15 protein-coding genes and 1 pseudogene are annotated in these 17,994 nt (G+C 67.2%); 8 read left to right on the top strand and 8 right to left on the bottom strand.

Annotation, left to right across the window (positions count from 1 at the left end; translation table 11 throughout):
* Positions 1 to 207: 207 nt before the first annotated feature.
* Both A5733_RS22480 and A5733_RS22475 read right to left on the bottom strand, forming a co-directional pair.
* Complete coding sequence (locus A5733_RS22480) at positions 208 to 1,365, bottom strand: acyl-CoA desaturase (RefSeq protein ID WP_076241716.1); 1,158 nt, start codon at positions 1,363 to 1,365, stop codon at positions 208 to 210.
* 14 nt (positions 1,366 to 1,379) lie between these two features.
* Positions 1,380 to 2,462 carry a ferredoxin reductase gene (locus tag A5733_RS22475; protein WP_076241715.1) on the bottom strand — a complete coding sequence of 361 codons (1,083 nt, stop codon included), beginning with the start codon at positions 2,460 to 2,462 and terminating at the stop codon, positions 1,380 to 1,382.
* 71 nt (positions 2,463 to 2,533) lie between these two features.
* Between A5733_RS22475 and A5733_RS22470 the strand changes: the two genes are divergently transcribed.
* Positions 2,534 to 3,199: a TetR family transcriptional regulator gene (locus A5733_RS22470; RefSeq protein WP_067769647.1), complete on the top strand. Its 666-nt coding sequence runs from the start codon at positions 2,534 to 2,536 to the stop codon at positions 3,197 to 3,199.
* A 9-nt stretch (positions 3,200 to 3,208) separates the two neighbouring features.
* The gene (locus tag A5733_RS22465; RefSeq protein WP_076241714.1) at positions 3,209 to 4,006 is read left to right on the top strand and encodes an enoyl-CoA hydratase/isomerase family protein; all 798 of its coding nucleotides are present in this window, start codon (positions 3,209 to 3,211) and stop codon (positions 4,004 to 4,006) included.
* Here A5733_RS22465 and A5733_RS22460 read toward each other — a convergent pair.
* Positions 3,975 to 4,091 (bottom strand): annotated as a pseudogene (locus tag A5733_RS22460) (SDR family oxidoreductase); the annotation flags it as partial. The gene A5733_RS22465 and the pseudogene A5733_RS22460 overlap by 32 nt on opposite strands.
* A 231-nt stretch (positions 4,092 to 4,322) precedes the next feature.
* The gene (locus A5733_RS22455; RefSeq protein ID WP_076241713.1) at positions 4,323 to 5,738 is read right to left on the bottom strand and encodes an acyl-CoA synthetase; all 1,416 of its coding nucleotides are present in this window, start codon (positions 5,736 to 5,738) and stop codon (positions 4,323 to 4,325) included.
* Between the two features lie 34 nt (positions 5,739 to 5,772).
* Between A5733_RS22455 and A5733_RS22450 the strand changes: the two genes are divergently transcribed.
* Complete coding sequence (locus A5733_RS22450; protein ID WP_076241712.1) at positions 5,773 to 6,321, top strand: NUDIX hydrolase; 549 nt, start codon at positions 5,773 to 5,775, stop codon at positions 6,319 to 6,321.
* Positions 6,322 to 6,328: 7 nt separating this feature from the next.
* Here the strand turns inward: A5733_RS22450 and A5733_RS22445 are convergent, their stop codons facing one another.
* Together A5733_RS22445 and pruA are read right to left on the bottom strand one after the other, a co-directional pair.
* Complete coding sequence (locus tag A5733_RS22445) at positions 6,329 to 7,312, bottom strand: proline dehydrogenase family protein (RefSeq protein WP_076241711.1); 984 nt, start codon at positions 7,310 to 7,312, stop codon at positions 6,329 to 6,331.
* A gap of 2 nt (positions 7,313 to 7,314) precedes the next feature.
* Positions 7,315 to 8,943, bottom strand: coding sequence for an L-glutamate gamma-semialdehyde dehydrogenase (pruA, locus tag A5733_RS22440; protein ID WP_076241710.1), 1,629 nt, complete (start codon positions 8,941 to 8,943; stop codon positions 7,315 to 7,317).
* An 83-nt stretch (positions 8,944 to 9,026) separates the two neighbouring features.
* On the opposite strand from pruA, the gene A5733_RS22435 reads away from it, so the two are divergent.
* From A5733_RS22435 to A5733_RS22420, 4 genes are all read left to right on the top strand, one after another.
* Positions 9,027 to 10,625 carry a CdaR family transcriptional regulator gene (locus A5733_RS22435; protein WP_076241709.1) on the top strand — a complete coding sequence of 533 codons (1,599 nt, stop codon included), beginning with the start codon at positions 9,027 to 9,029 and terminating at the stop codon, positions 10,623 to 10,625.
* Positions 10,626 to 10,710: 85 nt separating this feature from the next.
* Positions 10,711 to 12,189, top strand: a complete 1,479-nt coding sequence (locus A5733_RS22430; protein ID WP_067770282.1) for a carotenoid oxygenase family protein — start codon at positions 10,711 to 10,713, stop codon at positions 12,187 to 12,189.
* Between the two features lie 9 nt (positions 12,190 to 12,198).
* The gene (locus A5733_RS22425; protein ID WP_076241708.1) at positions 12,199 to 13,413 is read left to right on the top strand and encodes a sensor histidine kinase; all 1,215 of its coding nucleotides are present in this window, start codon (positions 12,199 to 12,201) and stop codon (positions 13,411 to 13,413) included.
* Between the two features lie 8 nt (positions 13,414 to 13,421).
* Positions 13,422 to 14,039, top strand: coding sequence for a response regulator transcription factor (locus tag A5733_RS22420; protein WP_142254166.1), 618 nt, complete (start codon positions 13,422 to 13,424; stop codon positions 14,037 to 14,039).
* A 71-nt stretch (positions 14,040 to 14,110) separates the two neighbouring features.
* Here A5733_RS22420 and dapC read toward each other — a convergent pair whose 3' ends face one another.
* Together dapC and fdxA are read right to left on the bottom strand one after the other, a co-directional pair.
* Positions 14,111 to 15,214: a succinyldiaminopimelate transaminase gene (dapC, locus tag A5733_RS22415; protein WP_076241727.1), complete on the bottom strand. Its 1,104-nt coding sequence runs from the start codon at positions 15,212 to 15,214 to the stop codon at positions 14,111 to 14,113.
* A 32-nt stretch (positions 15,215 to 15,246) separates the two neighbouring features.
* Entirely contained in the window at positions 15,247 to 15,570 is a 324-nt protein-coding gene (fdxA, locus tag A5733_RS22410; protein ID WP_067770276.1) for a ferredoxin, read from the bottom strand.
* A gap of 262 nt (positions 15,571 to 15,832) precedes the next feature.
* Between fdxA and A5733_RS22405 the strand changes: the two genes are divergently transcribed.
* Positions 15,833 to 17,848, top strand: coding sequence for an NADPH-dependent 2,4-dienoyl-CoA reductase (locus tag A5733_RS22405; RefSeq protein ID WP_142254159.1), 2,016 nt, complete (start codon positions 15,833 to 15,835; stop codon positions 17,846 to 17,848).
* The last annotated feature ends 146 nt before the right edge of the window (positions 17,849 to 17,994 follow it).

The following is a 17,994-nucleotide window of genomic DNA, read 5'->3' as shown; positions in this document are numbered from 1 at the left end:
TTGGCCGAAATCAACAACGACCTCGACGTCGAACGCCAATACCAAATCTGGCTCGCCGAAGAATACGGACCACCCCCGCCGTTCTGAGAGTTTCGCGGTCAGCACCTCGGGCTTCCTCCTGCCACCTCGGAGCCCGGATGACCACTCGTGGTTCCGATATTGCCACGGGGTGGGCCAGGAGGGCCGGTGCCAAGGACCGGATTCAGATCAGCAATTGACGAGTTCAGGCTCGCAGATCGGCTGCGAAACCGGTTCGTGTGCAGACTCTTCGACGACAGGCTCTTCTACGGCCGGCTTCGGATCCTTCGGCTTACCGCCCCACGGGAAGGCCAGTCGCACGATCTTGCGCACCACTGACGCGAACTGCTTGTGGATCGGGCCCGTGTTGTACGGCAGACCGTAGCGCTGGCAGATCTCCTTCACCTCACCGGAGATCTCGGCATAGCGGTGTGCCGGGATATCCGGGAACAGGTGATGTTCGATCTGGAACGACAGATTGCCACTGAAGATATGGAACCACTTGCCGCCCGACAGGTTTGCCGAACCCAACAGCTGGCGGAAGTACCACTGCCCGCGCGTTTCGTTCTGGGTCTCCTCGATGGTGAACTCGTGGGTGCCCTCCGGGAAGTGGCCGCAGAAGATGATGGTGTAGGACCACACGTTGCGCATCAGATTGGCAGTCATGTTGCCGGCGAACACAAATGGCGCGAACGGTCCGGCCAGCAGCGGGAAGGCCACGTAGTCCTTGACGGTCTGCTTGCGGACCTTGGCCCACATCTCACGCAGCATGTCCTTCTTGTCCCGCAGCCGGATCTCACCGGAGCGAATGCGTTCGGTCTCCAACTCGTGCAGGGCCACGCCGTACTGGAAGAACACCATCAACAGGAAGGCATACAAGGGATTACCCAGGTAGTACGGGCTCCACTTCTGGTCCTCGCTCATGCGCAGGATGCCGTAGCCGATGTCGCGATCCATGTCGACGATGTTGGTGTAGGTGTGGTGCAAGTAGTTGTGCGAGTGCCGCCACTGATTGGACGGGCAGGCCGAATCCCATTCGAAGTTCTGGCCGCGCAGCGCGGGATCGCCCATCCAGTCGTACTGGCCGTGCATGACGTTGTGGCCGATCTCCATGTTGTCGAGGATCTTCGACAGGCCAAGCATCACCGTCCCGACCGGCCAGGCCGGCGGCAAGAACAACAGCGCTCGGCCGCCGACCTCGAGCTTGCGCTGCATCTTGATGATGTCGCGGATGTAGGTGGCGTCGCGCTCGCCGAGATCGGCCAGCGCGCGCTCGCGGATGGTGTCGAGTTCGCGACCGAACTCCTCGAACTGGTCGGGGGTCAGGGTGTAGGTCTTGTCGGACATGGCACGTCCTTTCGTCAGAGATCGATTTCGACGTCACCGACGGGCGCGGTGACGCAGATCTGGATGTCTTCGCAATCCGCGGTGGACACCGCGCCGGTGATCAAGTTGCGTACTGCGCCGCGGCTCTTGAGCCGGGTGCAGCTGTGGCAGATACCCATGCGGCATCCGCTCTCGGGCGTCAGACCGGCGGCCTCGGCCTGGGCGAGCAGGGTCTGGCCGTCGTCGGTGACGGTCACGGAGCTGTCGGTGAAGGTGACCGTGCCGCCGGACGCCTCCCCGGGCACTGTGAAGGTCGGGGGCACGAAGCTCTCCGAGTGGGCACCCGGGCAGTGTTCGCGGACGGTGTCGACGAGCGCGGGCGGACCGCAGACGAACACGGCGTCCGGCGTCGCGTCCGGGAAAGCAGCCGCCAGATGCGCCGGACCGAAATGGCCGTCCAAGTCGCCGCCGCCGTCGCGCGTGAACCCGTGCAGCACCCGCACGCCGAACATGCCCGCCAGCTCAGTGCGGTAGCAGGCCTCGTCGGCGCTGCGCGCGTAGTGCACGAACACGATCTCGCCGGTGAACGCCTGTGCACGCAAGGTGCGCAGCATCGACAACACCGGGGTGATCCCACTGCCGCCGGAAACGAACAAGATGCGCTGCGGCAGGACCTCCGGAAGCACGAAGTCGCCGCCGACCGAATCGAGACCGAGGACCATCCCCGGATACGCGTGGTCGCACAGGTAGTTCGAGACCAGCCCGCCGTCGTGACGGCCGATGGTCAATTCCAGGTGCCGCGCGCCTTCGGCGTTCGCCGGCGAATAGCACCGCGTGCGACGTCGGCCGTTGATCTCGACGGAGAGGTTGATGTGCTGACCAGCTCGAAACCCGGCGAACGCCGCATTGGGCTCCAGGGTCAGGGTGACGCTGCGCGACGTCTGTCGCCGCACCGCCACCACTTTGGCGCGGGCCTCGCCGCGGGTCCACGTCGGCTCGACCAGCTCGGTGTAACGATCCACGCCGTGCGGTCCGGTGAGCAAGTTCGCGAGCGCACTCAGCCGGGGGCCGGCCAGCAGCCGTCGACCAACGCCTTCAGCCATAGTTTGAGTGAACATGTGTACACAGTGCGCGTGCACAAGCGCATCTGTCAACGATAAAAATGCAGCAAGTGGTAGGGTTCACATCAGTGAACAGACGTACGCCCACTTCACGAACATCTAGCTCCCGCTCGCGGGACACGCTGTCCCGGGAAGAACGCAAGGAAGCCACCCGCCGCGCAATCATCGCCGCGGCGCTCACGCTGCTGAAAGACCGCAGCTTCAGTGCGCTGTCCCTGCGGGAGGTCACCCGCGAGGCCGGCATCGTGCCCGCCGCGTTCTACCGGCATTTCGACTCGATGGACGCGCTCGGACTCGTCCTCATCGACGAGTCATTTCGCTCTCTGCGCGACATGCTGCGCGGTGCGCGTGCCGGCAAGCTCGATCCGCACCACGTCATCGAATCCTCGGCCGAGATCCTGATCGGCAGTGTCAACGACCGGCGCGAGCACTGGCGGTTCATCGCCCGGGAACGCTCCAGCGGCGTGTCGGTACTGCGGTACGCAATCCGCACCGAGATCCGGCTGATCACTTCCGAACTCGCGATCGACCTGGCCCGATTCCCGGCCATGAAGGACTGGAGCAGCGAGGATCTCAACATCCTGGCGACCCTGTTCGTCAACGCGATGATCTCGACGGCAGAAGCGCTCGAAGACGCGGGCGATGCGTCAGCCGTCGAGGCCATCCACCGCACCGCGGTCAAACAACTACGGATGATCGCCGTTGGCGTCAACGGGTGGCACAGCACCGGCTAGTGTCCGCTCATGCCCCTCGCAGAGCCACTCGACCTGGCCTATCCGCGGCCCGACATCGCCGTCATCACACTCAATCGGCCGGACAAGCTCAACGCCTTGTCCTACGAGCTGGTCGAGGCCCTGCACGACACCCTCGGCGCGATCGCCGCGAACAACGAGTGCCGCGTCATCGTACTCACCGGCGCCGGACGCGGATTCTGCTCGGGCCTGGATCTGAGCAACCCCAATCCGCCCGAGGCCGGTGGCGGCACCGAGTTTCCCCGCTCGGGCATGCGCTGGCAGGAACGCATCGCCAACCTGACGGTCACACTGCACCGTCTGCGCCAGCCCGTCATCGCCGCGGTCAACGGCGCGGCCTACGGCGGCGGCTTCGCCCTGGCCGCGGCCAGTGACATCCGCATCGCCGGACCGGCGGCGAAGTTCTGCACGCAGTTCATCAAGCTGGGCATCGGCGGCTGTGACATCGGCGTGAGCTACACGCTGCCCCGAATCATCGGCGCGGGTCCGGCATTCGATCTGATCCTCACCGCCCGCGCCGTCGACGCGGCCGAGGCGCTGCGGCTCGGTTTGGTCACCCGCATCGTCGACGACACCGCCGACCTGCTCGACGCAGCCCTGGAAATCGCCGAAACCCTCTGTGGCTACGGCAAATTCGGTCTGGAATCGACCAAGCAGGTCCTGTGGGCCAACCTCGACGCCGGCTGCCTGGAGACGGCACTGCACGTGGAGAACCGCAGCCAGATCCTGTCGGTTGGCACCGGCAGTCTTGCCGATGTCACCGAGGCGTCCCGCCACCGTCGACGATGATCACCTGCCCGGTCATGTAGCTACCGGCGTCCGAACACATCAGCAGCGCCGCGCCGACCATCTCGTCGGGACGGGCCAGGCGTGCCGGTCGACCCAGCCCGGTCCCGGCACCCACGGAATGTTCGGGCCGGGGTCGGCTATGGCCGCTCCAGCGCCCAACCCGAGGGATCCGGCTCCCAACGCACCGGCAATCATTGCTGTTCCCGCGAACTTCTTCAGATTCACGTGTGGCCTCCAAACATCGGTAGGTTGACGTGCACTTTCTGACCCCTCTATCGCCCACGGTACGCCTTTCGTTACCGCCTGGCGCGTCACCTCAACCGTTCTGGACCAGCTCCTTCTTCATCACCTTGCCCATCGCGTTGCGGGGCAGGCTGTCCACGAGCCGTACTTCCCGTGGCCGCTTATGCGCGGAAAGTTGTTGGGCGACAAACTCGATCAGGGCATCCGGTGCGGCGTTGCCCACCACGAACGCGACGATCCGCTGCCCGAGGTCGTCGTCGGGCATACCGACCACGGCCACCTCGTCGACGCCGTCGTGGCCGAGCAACACGGTCTCGATCTCACCCGCGCCGACGCGGTATCCGCCGGTCTTGATCAGATCCACCGATTCACGGCCCACGATGCGGTGCATGCCGTCGCCGTCGATCACGGCGACGTCACCGGTGCGGTACCAGCCCTCGGCATCGAACGCGTCGGCGGTGGCCTCGGGCCGGTTGAGGTAGCCGTCGAACACCATGGGGCCCTTGATCTGCAGCCGGCCGATGGTCTCGCCGTCGTGCGGCACCGGGGCACCCTCGTCATCCACCAGCCTCGTCTGCACCCCGGTCAGCGGCAGCCCCACCCAGCCGGGCCGGCGTTCCCCATCGACCCGGGTGCTCAGCGTGATCAGCGATTCGGTGCTGCCGTAGCGCTCGACGGGCGCGTGCCCGGTCAACCGGACCAACTCGTCGAACACGGGCACAGGCAGAGGTGCGCTGCCGGAGACCAGCAGGCGTGCGGTCGACAACGCCAACGCCGAGTCCAGATCCTTGACCACGCGCGACCAGACCGTCGGCACACCGAAATACATCGTGCCCTGCGCCTGCGCGTACGCCTCGGGCGTCGGTTTGCCGGTGTGGACGAAGCGGTTTCCGATCCGCAAGGAGCCGAGCAGGCCGAGTACCAGCCCGTGCACGTGGAACAGCGGCAGCCCGTGCACCAGCGTGTCGTCTGCGGTCCATTGCCATGCCTGCGCCAGCGCATCGATGTCGGCGGCGATGGCCTGCCTGCTGATCGGCACGCCCTTGGGCATTCCGGTGGTGCCCGAGGTGTACATGATGATTGCGGTGGATTCGGGTGCGGGTTCCTGATAGCGGTGCCAGGACCGGGCATGCAGCCGTACCGGGATGTGCGGCAGCCCCGCAGGATCATCGCCGTCGTCCGGCTTCTCGCCCAGCCAGGCCTGGGCACCGGAGTCGGTGAGCATGTGGCGACGTTCGGTGGCCCCGACGTCGGCGGGCACCGGGACCACCGGCACCCCGGCGATCAGGCATCCGATGATCGCCAGAACCGTTGTGGCACTGGGGGTTGCCCGGACAGCGACGCATCGCGCCACCGCGACGCGCTCGGCGACCGAAGTGGCTGCACCGATCAGATCGCTGCGGCTGAGCACCGCACCGTCCATACGGACAGCGTCGTCAAGATCGGCTCCGGCGGCGATCGCCGCGGGGTTCAGGGAGGCCAGCAACACGCCTTGAGGTTACCCGCGCGGATAATCTCGACCGGTGAGTGTCATCCGGCAGTTATCCACACGCGAGGTGTACCGGAACGATTGGTTGACGCTGCGCGAGGACGCCATCGTGCGGCCCGACGGCAGCCCCGGTGTCTACGCCGTCATCGACAAGCCGACGTATGCCCTGGTGATCCCGCGCGATGGGGACCGGTTTCATCTCGTCGAACAGTTCCGGTACCCGTTGGGGCTGCGCCGCTGGGAGTTCCCGCAGGGCACTGCACCCGACAACGCCCATCTCGACCCGACGGCGCTGGCCCAGCGTGAGCTGCGCGAGGAGACGGGGCTGCGCGCCGTGAGCATGGAACGGCTGGGGCTACTCGATGTGGCTGCGGGCATGAGCAGTCAGCGCGGTTGGGTGTTCCTGGCCGGCGGCCTGACCGAGGGCGAGCATGAACGCGAACAGGAAGAACAGGACATGCACAGTGCGTGGTTCTCCCGCGCTGAGCTGGAGACCATGATCCGTGCCGGTGAGATCACCGATGCCCAGAGCATCGCGGCGTGGACGCTGCTGTTGTTGCGAGAGAACGATATTCGACGCTGAGGTCGACCTAACGACGCTCGGTGAGCGCCCGCAGGAAGAACATCAGGTTGGCCGGCCGTTCGGCCAACCGCCGCACGAAGTAGCCGTACCACTCGTAGCCGAACGGCACATACACCCGGACGTGGTTACCGGCCTCGGCCAGCCGGCGTTGTTCGCCGTCGCGGATGTTGTACAGCATCTGGTATTCGAAACCGTCGACGCCCCGGCCGAATTCCGCCGTCAGTGCGGGCACCGCTTCGATGACCGCCGGGTCGTGTGAGGCCACCATCGGATAACCGGATCCGGCCATGAGTACCCGCAGGCACCGCAGATAGGAGTCGGTGACCTCCTCGGCATCGCGGTAGGCCACCGAAGCAGGTTCGTCATAAGCGCCTTTGCACAGCCGGATCCGGGCTCCCGACGCGGCGAATTCGCGGCAATCGTTTTCGGTCCGACGCAGGTACGCCTGCAAAACAGTGCCCAGCCAGTCGAATTCGGTACGCAGGTCCCGCACGATCGACAAAGTGGAGTCGGTGGTGGTGTGATCCTCGGCGTCCACCGTCACCCAGGCGCCCACCTCGCGGGCCTTGGTGCAGATGGTGTGTGCGTTCTCGTAGGCAATCTTTTCTCCGTCACGGGGCAGCGCCTGGCCCAGTGCGGAGAGCTTGAGCGAAACCTCTAGCGGCCGTACCGCCGAGCCCGCCTCGTCGCGCTGGGCCAGACCGTCGAGCAGCGCCAGGTACGCCTGGACGGTACGTTCGGCGTCCTCGCCACTCGTGGTGTCCTCTCCCAGGTAGTCGACGCTGACCAGTCTGCCCGAATCCCGTAACGCCCCAACGGTGTACAGCGCATCGGGGATGGTCTCCCCCGCCACGAAGCGGTCCACCACCTTGCGGGTGATGGGGAGTCTTTCGGCCGTCTGACGCAACCGCGGTGAACGGGATGCGGCCAGGATCGCCGGCCGGGCGACGCGCTGAAAGCTTGTTTCGATGACTCCTCGGGTGCGCGTCATGGTCAGGCCCCCATGTGCGGGTAGGTGTGGTCGGTGGGCGGCACGAAGGTCTCTTTGATGGAGCGGGCCGAGGTCCAGCGCAACAGGTTCTGCGCCGAGCCCGCTTTGTCGTTGGTGCCCGAGGCGCGGGATCCACCGAAGGGCTGCTGACCGACCACCGCGCCGGTCGGCTTGTCGTTGATGTAGAAGTTTCCCGCGGCGTTGCGTAGCCGTTCTGCGGCGGTGAGGACGGCGGCGCGGTCGTCGGCGATCACCGCCCCTGTCAGGGCATATCGCGCACCGGTGTCGATCACGTCGAGGATCTCGTCGTATTCGGCGTCGGGGTAGACGTGCACGGCCAGGATCGGCCCGAAGTACTCGGTGCCGAACGCCTCGTCGGTCGGATCATCGGACAGCAGCACCGTGGGCCGGACGAAATAGCCTTCGCTGTCGTCGTATTCACCACCGACCGCGATCGTGACACCCGAGGCTCCCTTGGCCCGCTCGATCGCCTTGACGTTCTTGGCGAACGCGCGATCGTCGATCACGGCGCCGCCGTAGTTGGTCAGGTCGGTGACGTCACCGTAGGCGAGTTCGGCGGTGGCCGAGAGGAAGTCGTCACCCATCTGCTGCCATAGCGACCTCGGGATGAAGGCACGCGACGCCGCCGAGCACTTCTGCCCCTGGTAGTCGAATGCCCCACGAATCAGGGCGGTACGCAACACATCCGGCCGCGCCGAGGTGTGTGCGAGGACGAAATCCTTGCCGCCGGTCTCGCCGACCAGCCGCGGATAGGTGTGGTAGTGGTCGATGTTGGCACCGACCTCCCGCCACAGGTGCTGGAAGGTGGCGGTGGACCCGGTGAAATGGATACCGGCCAGGCGGGGATCGGCCAGCGCCACCTCCGACACCGCGATTCCGTCACCGGTGACCAGATTGATCACCCCGGGCGGCAGCCCGGCCGCCTCCAGCAGTTGCATCGTGAGGTAGGCCGCGAAAGTCTGTGTGGGCGAGGGCTTCCACACCACGGTGTTGCCCATCAACGCCGGCGCGGTGGGCAGGTTGCCGGCGATCGCGGTGAAGTTGAAGGGTGTGATCGCGTAGACGAAGCCCTCCAACGGCCGATGATCGGTGCGGTTCCAGACGCCGGGGCTGCTGATCGGTTGTTGGGCCAGGATCTGGCGGGCAAACGCGACATTGAACCGCCAGAAGTCGATCAGTTCACACGGGGCGTCGATCTCGGCCTGATAGGCGGTCTTGGACTGGCCGAGCATGGTCGCCGCAGCGATCTTCTCCCGCCACGGCCCGGACAGCAGGTCGGCCGCCCGCAGGAACACCGCGGCACGTTCGTCGAACGGCAGGGCGGCCCAGTCGTACTTGGCCGCGAGGGCGGCCTCGATGGCCGCGCCGGCGTCGGTGTGGTCGGCATTGGTCAGTGTGCCCAGCCGCGACGAATGGCGGTGCGGCTGGACGACGTCGATACGCGCCCCGCCACCCATGCGGTGTTCGCCGCCGATGACGTGCGGCAGGTCGATCGGAGCGTCGGCCAGGTGACCGAGCTCGGTGATGAGCCGGGCGCGCTCCGGCGAGCCGGGGGCATAGTCATGGACCGGCTCGTTGGCCGGTAGCGGCACGTCGGTGATGGCATCCATGATTCAAGAATCGCGGACGTGACCCACACAACACTTGTCCGATCAGATAACAATCGGCAGCGCTAACCGTAGAATCGAACAACATGCGATCCACCGGCGTCAGCCTGGGCCAACTGCTGTTGGCGCTGGATGCCACGCTGGTCCGGCTCGTGCAGGCACCCCGCGGCCTGAACCTCCCGGTCGCCTCGGCCACGTTGGTCGACGCCGACGATGTCCGGCTGGGCCTGGCCCCGTCCGCTGGATCGGCCGACGTGTTCTTCCTGCTCGGCGTCTCCGAGAGCGACGCGCTGCGCTGGGTCGAACAGCAGAGCGGGGGCCGGACACCGGCCGCGGTGTTCATCAAAGAGCCGTCGAACGCCGTCGTCGAACAGGCGGTGGCAGCGGGCACCGCGGTGGTGGCCGTCGATCCGCGGGCCCGCTGGGAGCGGCTCTACCGCCTGGTCAACCACGTTTTCGAGCACCACGGCGACGGCGCCCTGCATGATTCGGGCACCGACCTGTTCAGCCTGGCCCAATCGGTCGCCGAGCGCACCCGCGGCATGGTCAGCATCGAAGACGAAACCTCGCACGTGCTGGCCTACTCGGCCTCCAGCGAAGAGGCCGACGAGTTGCGTCGGCTGTCGATCCTCGGGCGGGCCGGCCCGCCGGAACACCTGGCCTGGATCGCGCAGTGGGGCATCTTCGACGCGCTCCGTTCCCGACCAGAGGCCGTGCGGGTGGCCGAGCGTCCCGAGTTGGGGCTGCGCCCGCGGTTGGCCATCGGCATCTTCCAGCCCGCCGCCGACGACCGCCAGGCGCCGACGTTCGTCGGCACCATCTGGGTACAGGAGGGCAACCGCCCGCTGGCCGAGGATGCCGAGGACGTGTTGCGTGGTGCGGCGGTGCTGGCCGCGCGGACCATGGCGCGGCTGGCCGCGACCCCGTCGACGCACGCGGTGCGGGTACAGGAACTGCTGGGGTTGGGCGACATCGACGCCCCGGTGGAGGTTGCGCTGATCGCCCGGGAACTCGGCGTGGTCGTCGACGGCCGGGCCGCGGTGATCGGTTTCGACAGCCGCGCGTGCGGCGCGAGAACTACGGGTGGCTCGACCAGCTCTCGGCTTGCCGATGCTCTGGCCTTGAGCGCCAGCGCTTTTCGTCATGACGCACAGATGACCTCGACGGGTTCGCGGGTCTACGTGCTGTTTCCCAGTACCGGCAAGGCGGTGACGTCGTGGGTGCGGGGCACGGTGGCGGCGTTGCGCGCGGAGTTGGGGCATGAGCTTCATGCGGTGATCGCCAGCCCGGTGGCCGGCTTGGCCGGGGTGGCCGCTGCCCGCGTCGATGTGGACCGGGTGCTCGATGCCGCCGAACGGCATCCCGGGACGCTGGCCGAGGTCACCTCGCTGGCCGAGGCGCGTACGACGGTGCTGCTCGACGAGATCGTCACCGCGATCGCCGCGGATGACCGGCTGATCGATCCTCGGGTGCAGACCTTGCGCAGTGACGAACCGGTGCTCGCCGAAACGCTTGGCGTGTATCTGGATTGCTTCGGCGATGTCGCGGCCGCCGCGCAGCACCTACATGTACACCCCAACACCGTGCGCTACCGGATCCGCCGGGTCGAGCACCTGCTGGCCACCTCACTCAACGATGCCGACGCGCGGCTGCTGTTGGCGCTGAGCCTGCGCGCCACCGCGTGAGACGCTCCCTGTCCATCGTTCGGTTGACATACGAATCAGCCGTGAAGTCGTCGCACGGAGGCCTTCACAGCGGCACCCTGAGGGTATGACTACCGCACCGGTTCAACAGGCATCCGAGCATCCGTATCTGAGCGGCAACTTCGCTCCGGTGCATGACGAGGTCACGATCACCGACCTCACGGTCACCGGGCGCATCCCGGACTATCTCGACGGCCGCTACCTGCGCACCGGCCCCAACCCGCTGCGCGCCCCCGATCCCCGGCACTACCACTGGTTCCTCGGCGACGGTATGGCACATGGGATCCGGCTGCGCGACGGCGCGGCGACCTGGTACCGCAACCGGTGGGTGCGGTCGAGTTCGGTGGCCCGCGAGCTCGGCGAGAAGTGGGCCGGTGGCGCTCACCGTGGCGGGTTCGATTTCGCCTCCAACACCAATATCATCGGCCACGCCGGCAAGACCCTGGTGCTCACCGAGGCCGGCGTGCGACCCTACGAGCTGACCGATGAACTCGACACTGTGGGCCCGTCGGACTTCTGCGGCACGTTGTTCGGCGGGTTCACCGCGCACCCCAAGCACGACCCGAAAACCGGGGAAATGCACGCGGTGTCGTACAACCCGTTGCGGGGAAACCTGGTGCAGTACACCGTCACCGACACAGAAGGACGAGTCCGGCGCACCGTCGACATCGCCCTACGGGCACAGACCATGATGCATGACTTCACGCTGACCGAAAAGTACGTCGTGCTCTACGACCTGCCGGTGATCCTGGATCTGACCACCATGGCCAAGAGTGCGCCCGCGCGTGCCGCGGCGCGGTTGCTGACAGGATTCGTCACCCGCCATGCCGCGCCGGATTTCGTGTTGCGCGCGGCGATGCGCGGTTCCGAGCGTGCCACGTTGCCGACCACGGGCATGCCGTATCGGTGGACACCGGAACATGGTGCCCGGGTCGGGGTGATGCCGCGGCAAGGCAGCGCCGCCGACATCCGATGGTTCGACATCCCCCCGTGCTACGTCTTCCACGCCCTCAACGGCTACGACCACATCGGCCCGGACGGTGAGCAGATCGTGCTCGACGTGGTCCGGCATCCGGCGGTGTTCACCACGGGCGATCAGCTGTTCACCGAGTCAATCACGTTGGACCGCTGGACGATCGACCTGCGCACCGGCCGGGTGGACGAGCAACGGATCGACGACGACGCCCAAGAGTTCCCCCGGGTCGACGAACGCGTCGTCGGCCTGCCCCACCGGTACGGCTACACCGTCGGATTCGCCCCGCGGCCGGACGGGGCGGCGGCCGCCATCCTGCGCCACGACCTGCGCGACGGCACCACCCAGCGGGTCGACTTCGGTCCGGGACGCGAGCCCGGCGAGTTCGTGTTCGTGCCGGCCGGCCCGGACGCCGACGAGAACGACGGCGTGGTGATGGGTTTCGTCTACGACCACGCCGAGAACCGCAGTGATCTGGTGCTGCTCGACGGCCAGACTCTGGCACCCGTTGCCACCGTGCACATTCCGGTGCGGGTGCCGCACGGCTTCCACGGCAATTGGGTCGCCGGTTAGCATCGGCAGATGACCGAAATCGGTCCACCCCTGCCCCGCAGGCCGGCCCAGCGTGAACCGTCGGACTGGCACTGGATGTGGGAGACCTACGTCTGCGCGTTATGCGTGGCAGCGATCGTCGCGGTGATCCTGCTGCGCGATACGCTCGGCGGCAATGTGCCGGTGGCGTGTGCGGCGTTGGCGACCATGCTGGTGATCGTTCTGCTGTTCGGACGCAACGTCATTCGTGAAGTCGATCCGATCGCCGGGCCGGTACGGCCGCGTGCGATCGCGTTCGTGGCCGGGGTGATCATCCTGTGGCTGGTCGCCATCCTGGCGGCCTCGCCTGCCGTGGCGGCGATCCCGGCGCTGTACCCGCTGATGTTCGCCACCCTGCCGCTGGCTGCGGCGTTGGTCCTGACGTTCGCGGTGACCTTGGCCCCCTTGATCCTTGCCGTGGCGCTCCACGGGCTGAGTTGGCCGAGCCTGCCTGCGGTGGCGGCGGTGACGCTCGTCGCCGCGGTGGCGGCCCCGATCATCGGCACCACGATCATGACCACCCTGCGGCAGCGCCAGCAGCTGGCCGAGACTGTGGCCGAACTCGCCGACAGCCGGGCCGAGAGCGCGCGGTTGTCGCGCGAGGCGGGGGTGGCCGCCGAACGGGAGCGACTGGCCCGCGAGATTCACGACACGCTGGCACAGGGGTTCACCAGCATCGTCGCCCTCGCCCAGGCGGTGCAGGCCGAGCGTGACACCGACCCGGCCGCGGCGGCCCGCCACGTGGAGCTCATCCGCAGCACGGCCCGCGACAACCTGGCCGAGGCGCGCGCCATGGTCACCCAGTTGACTCCGGCGGTGCTGCAGGAAGGTTCGCTGCCGGCCGCGCTGCGCCGGCAGTGCGACACGCTGTCGGCCGAGACCGGCATCGCCGTCGAACTGCGCATCGGCGATGACGTGCCGCCGCTCGGCATGGCCACCGACGTGGTGCTGCTGCGCACTGCACAGGAGGCGATGACCAACGTGCGCAGGCATGCCCGGGCGAGTCAGCTGCACGTCGAGCTGCAACGCACCACAGGAGGAGCCCGACTTTGCTTGGCGGACAACGGTATCGGGCTTTCCGATGATCACATGGACGGTTTCGGTCTGCGCGGCATGCGGGCGCGGCTGGATCAGGTGGGCGGCACCTTGACGCTGTCGCGGGCCGACGGTGGCGGGCTGCTGGTTGTCGCGACGGTGCCGGCATGACCGCGGACCTGACGACGGTGTTGCTCGTCGACGATCATCCGGTGGTCCGCGAAGGCCTGCGCGGCATGATCGATGCCGAGGACGATCTGAGCGTGGTCGGTGAGGCCGGATCCGGAGCCGAGGCGATCGTCCTGGCGGCGAAACTACGGCCCGCGGTGATCCTGATGGACCTGCGGATGCCCGGGTTGGACGGCGTGGCGGCGACCGCCCGAATCCTCGCCGATGACCCGTCCATCCGCATCGTCGTCGTCACGACCTATGAAAGCGACACCGACATCCTTCGTGCGGTCGAGGCCGGGGCGACCGGTTACCTGCTCAAGGACGCCTCCCGGGCCGAGTTGGCCAGCGCGGTGCGGGACGCCGCGCGCGGCAAGACCGTCCTGGCGCCCGGGGTGGCCGACCGGCTGGTGAATGCGGTCCGCGCGCCGTCGGTGACGTTGTCGGCCCGCGAGGCCGAGGTGCTGGCGCTGGTCGCCACGGGCGCCACCAACGCCGATATCGGCCAGGTGCTGCACATCAGCGAGGCCACGGTGAAGACCCATCTGCTGCGGGCGTTTCACAAGCTCGGGGTGTCCGACCGCACCGCCGCGGTGACGACCGCGATGTCACTGGGACTGCTGGGGTAACCCCTCCCCGCGAGCAGACGCAAAACCGTACATTTTCAGCGAAAAAGGTACGGGTTTATGTCTGCTCGGCGTCAGGAAAGGCGGGCGACGGCGGCGTCGATGCGCTCGTCGGTCGCGGTCAGTGCCACCCGCACATATTCGGCTCCGGCCGGGCCGTAGAACTCCCCCGGCGCCGCGAGGATCCCGCGTTCGGCCAGCCACCTGACGGTGTCGCGGCACGGCTCGCCGCGGGTGGCCCACAGGTACAGCCCGGCCTCGGAATGCTCGACGGTGAACCCGGCCTGCTGCAAGGCGGGCAGCAGTACTGCCCGGCGCCGTGCGTAGCGCTCGCGCTGGACGGCCTCGTGCTCGTCGTCGTCGAGGGCGGCCACCATCGCCGCCTGCACCGGTCCGGGCACCATCATCCCGGCGTGCTTGCGCACCGCCAGCAGCTCGGCCACCAGCGCGGGGTCGCCGGCGACGAACCCGGCGCGGTATCCGGCCAACGACGAGGTCTTGGACAGCGAGTGCACGGCCAGCAGCCCGGTGTGGTCACCGTCGCAGACCGACGGGTGCAGCACGCTGAGCGGCTGAGCTTCCCAACTCAGGCCCAGGTAGCACTCGTCGGAGGCGATCAGCACGCCGCGCTCGCGCGCCCAGGACACGACCTTGCGCAGGTGGTCCTGTGGAAGCACCTTCCCGGTGGGGTTACTCGGCGAGTTCAGGTAGATCAAAGCCGGCCGTTGCGGCCCCAGCTGGGTCAGCGAGTCCGCGCGCAACACCTGCGCGCCGGCCAGCAGGGCGCCCACCTCGTAGGTGGGGTACGCCAGTTCCGGGACGACGACGGCGTCGCCGGGGCCGATGGCCAACAGCGTCGGCAGCCAGGCGATCAACTCCTTGGTGCCGATCACGGGCAGGACCGCGTCCGGCGCCAGGCCGGTGATGCCGTAGCGGCGCTCGAGCGCCGCCCGAGCGGACGCACGAAGCGCCGGGGTACCCGCGGTGGTCGGATAGCCGGGAGCGGAACTGGCGGCGGCCAGCGCGTCCCGGATCACCGGGGCCACCGGGTCTACGGGAGTGCCTACCGAAAGGTCGACGATTCCGTCGGGGTGCGACCGGGCCAGGGCCGTGACGTCGGCCAGGGTGTCCCATGGAAACTCGGGCAGCACCGCCGAACGACGCTGTCGCTGTCGCACCACGTCAGTCTCGAAGTCCGTTTCTGACGTACTCAGTCCTCGGCCTTGGCCGGGAGTTCCTTGATCATCGGCGGATCGTTGTCGGTCTGCCCGACCTTGGAAGCGCCGCCGGGCGAGCCCAGCTCGGAGAAGAAGTCGGCGTTGGCCTGCGCGTAGCCGCTCCACTGGTCCGGCACATCATCTTCGTAGTAGATGGCCTCGACCGGGCAGACCGGCTCGCATGCGCCGCAGTCCACACACTCGTCGGGGTGGATGTACAACATGCGTCCGCCCTCGTAGATGCAATCGACGGGGCATTCCTCGATGCATGCCTTGTCTTTGACGTCGACGCAGGGTTCGGCAATGACGTACGTCACTGATGTCTCTCCTGTCCAGTGGGCTGCTGGGCTCGGTATCGGGACTCTGTTGAGTTCGACGTCACAGTATGCGTTGCCCATACTTGGACGCTCGTCTCAGTGTGTCCTAACTTCACGCGCCGCCCATTTAAGGGTGGCGCGTAGTAACAGATACTAAACGTTGCACATACACCTTCACTAGTCGCCACGGCGATGAACCGGCGCCCAATGACATACATGCAACTAGTTGCCTAGGACCGGCGGTCCCACTTACTCTGCGGGCATGGGGTTGGCCTATCCGAAGCTGGTGTCACCGTTGGATCTCGGCTTCACCCAATTGCGCAATCGGGTGGTGATGGGCTCCATGCACACCGGCCTGGAAGACCGCGCCGCCGACACCGCGAAACTGGCCGAGTATTTCGCCGAGCGAGCCCGCGGCGGCGTGGGGCTGATCATCACCGGCGGTTACGCACCAAACCGGACCGGCTGGCTGCTGCCGTTCGCGTCCCAGCTGGTGTCCTCGTCCGAGGCGCGGCGGCACCGCCGCATCACCCGCGCGGTGCACGAGGCCGACGGCAAGATCCTGTTGCAGATCCTGCACGCCGGACGCTATGCCTACCACCCCTTTTCGGTCAGTGCCTCGTCGATCAAGGCCCCGATCAACCCGTTTACGCCGCGACGACTCCGTAATGTTCAAGGCACCATCGACGATTTCGTCCGGTGCGCACTACTGGCCCGCGAGGCCGGCTACGACGGCGTCGAGATCATGGGCAGCGAAGGCTATCTGCTGAACCAGTTTTTGGCGCCGCGCACCAACAAGCGCACCGACGCGTGGGGTGGCACGCCGGAAAGGCGCCGACGCTTCCCGGTCGAGATCGTGCGCCGGGTCCGCAAAGCCGTCGGCTCCGATTTCATCATCAGCTACCGGATGTCGATGGCCGACTACGTCGAGGACGGCCAGAGTTGGGAGGAAATCGTCGCGCTGGCAACCGAAGTCGAGGCCGCCGGAGCGACGATCGTCAACTCCGGGTTCGGCTGGCACGAGGCGCGAGTGCCCACGATCGTCACCTCGGTGCCCAACAGCGCGTTCGTCGACATCAGCAGCGCAGTGGCTGAGCACATCTCGATCCCGGTCGTGGCATCCAACCGGATCACCATGCCGCAGCGCGCAGAACAGATCCTCACCGAGACACACGTGCAATTGATCTCGATGGCCCGGCCCCTGCTCAGTGATCCGGACTGGGTGCTCAAGGCCGCCGAGGAGCGCGCCGACGAGATCAACACGTGCATCGCCTGCAACCAGGCCTGTCTCGATCACGCCTTCGTGCATAAGAAGGTGTCCTGCCTGCTCAACCCGAGAGCCGGGCGGGAAACCTCGCTCGTGCTCAGCCCGACGCGCCGGGCCCGCTCGGTGGCCGTGGTCGGCGCCGGGCCGGCCGGGCTGTCCGCCGCAGTCAGCGCGGCCCAACGCGGGCACCGGGTGACCCTGTTCGAGGCCGGACCGGCAATCGGTGGCCAATTCGATCTGGCCAGACGGATTCCCGGGAAAGAGGAGTTCAACGAGACGATCCGCTACTACACGACGATGCTGGCCAAGCTCGAGGTCGACGTACGGCTCGGCGTGCGGGCCGGCGTCGACGATCTGACCGGATTCGATGACGTGGTGCTCGCCAGCGGGGTCACGCCGCGGCTGCCCGCCATCCCGGGCATCGACCATCCGAAGGTGCTCTCCTACGCCCAGGTCATCACCGGCGCACCGGTGGGACCGACGGTGGCGGTGATCGGCGCCGGCGGAATCGGTTTCGACGTGGGCGAATTCCTGACCACCAACGAGAGCCCGACGTTGAATCTCAAGGAATGGAAGGCCGAATGGGGCGCGGCCGATCCCCAGGAAGCCCGCGGAGCACTCACCACCGCGATGCCCGCGCCGGCCGTCCGCGAGGTGTACCTGCTCCAGCGCAGCAAAGGTCCGCAGGGCCGGAATCTGGGCAAGACCAGCGGTTGGGTTCATCGTGCTTCACTGAAAGCCAAAGGGGTGCACCAGCTTTCCGGAGTGAACTACGAGCTGATCGACGACGACGGCCTGCACATCAGTTTCGGGTCCGATCATCGCGATCGGCGCGTGTTGCCGGTGGACAACGTCGTGATCTGCGCCGGACAGGAATCCGTGCGCGATCTGGAAGACGGCTTGCGGCGCAACGGCATCGAGCCGCACGTCATCGGCGGCGCGGCATTGGCCGCCGAACTCGACGCCAAACGCGCCATCCGCCAAGGCACTGAACTCGCCGCCCGTCTCTGACCCAGCCCCGCCTTCCCAGCCCCGCCTCCAGGCACCGCGAGCGTGCGGGTCTGTCGGCCGACACGCCGTTGATTCCCAACGTTTTGCGCACGCTCGCGCCGTCGCGGTGTATTTTGACACCACCGACGATTCCGCGTGTGCGGGTC

This window comes from Mycobacterium sp. NS-7484 (assembly GCF_001953975.1).
GTDB lineage: Bacteria > Actinomycetota > Actinomycetes > Mycobacteriales > Mycobacteriaceae > Mycobacterium.
Note: the sequence above shows the minus strand (reverse complement) of the source record. Positions and strands in the feature narration are given on the sequence as shown.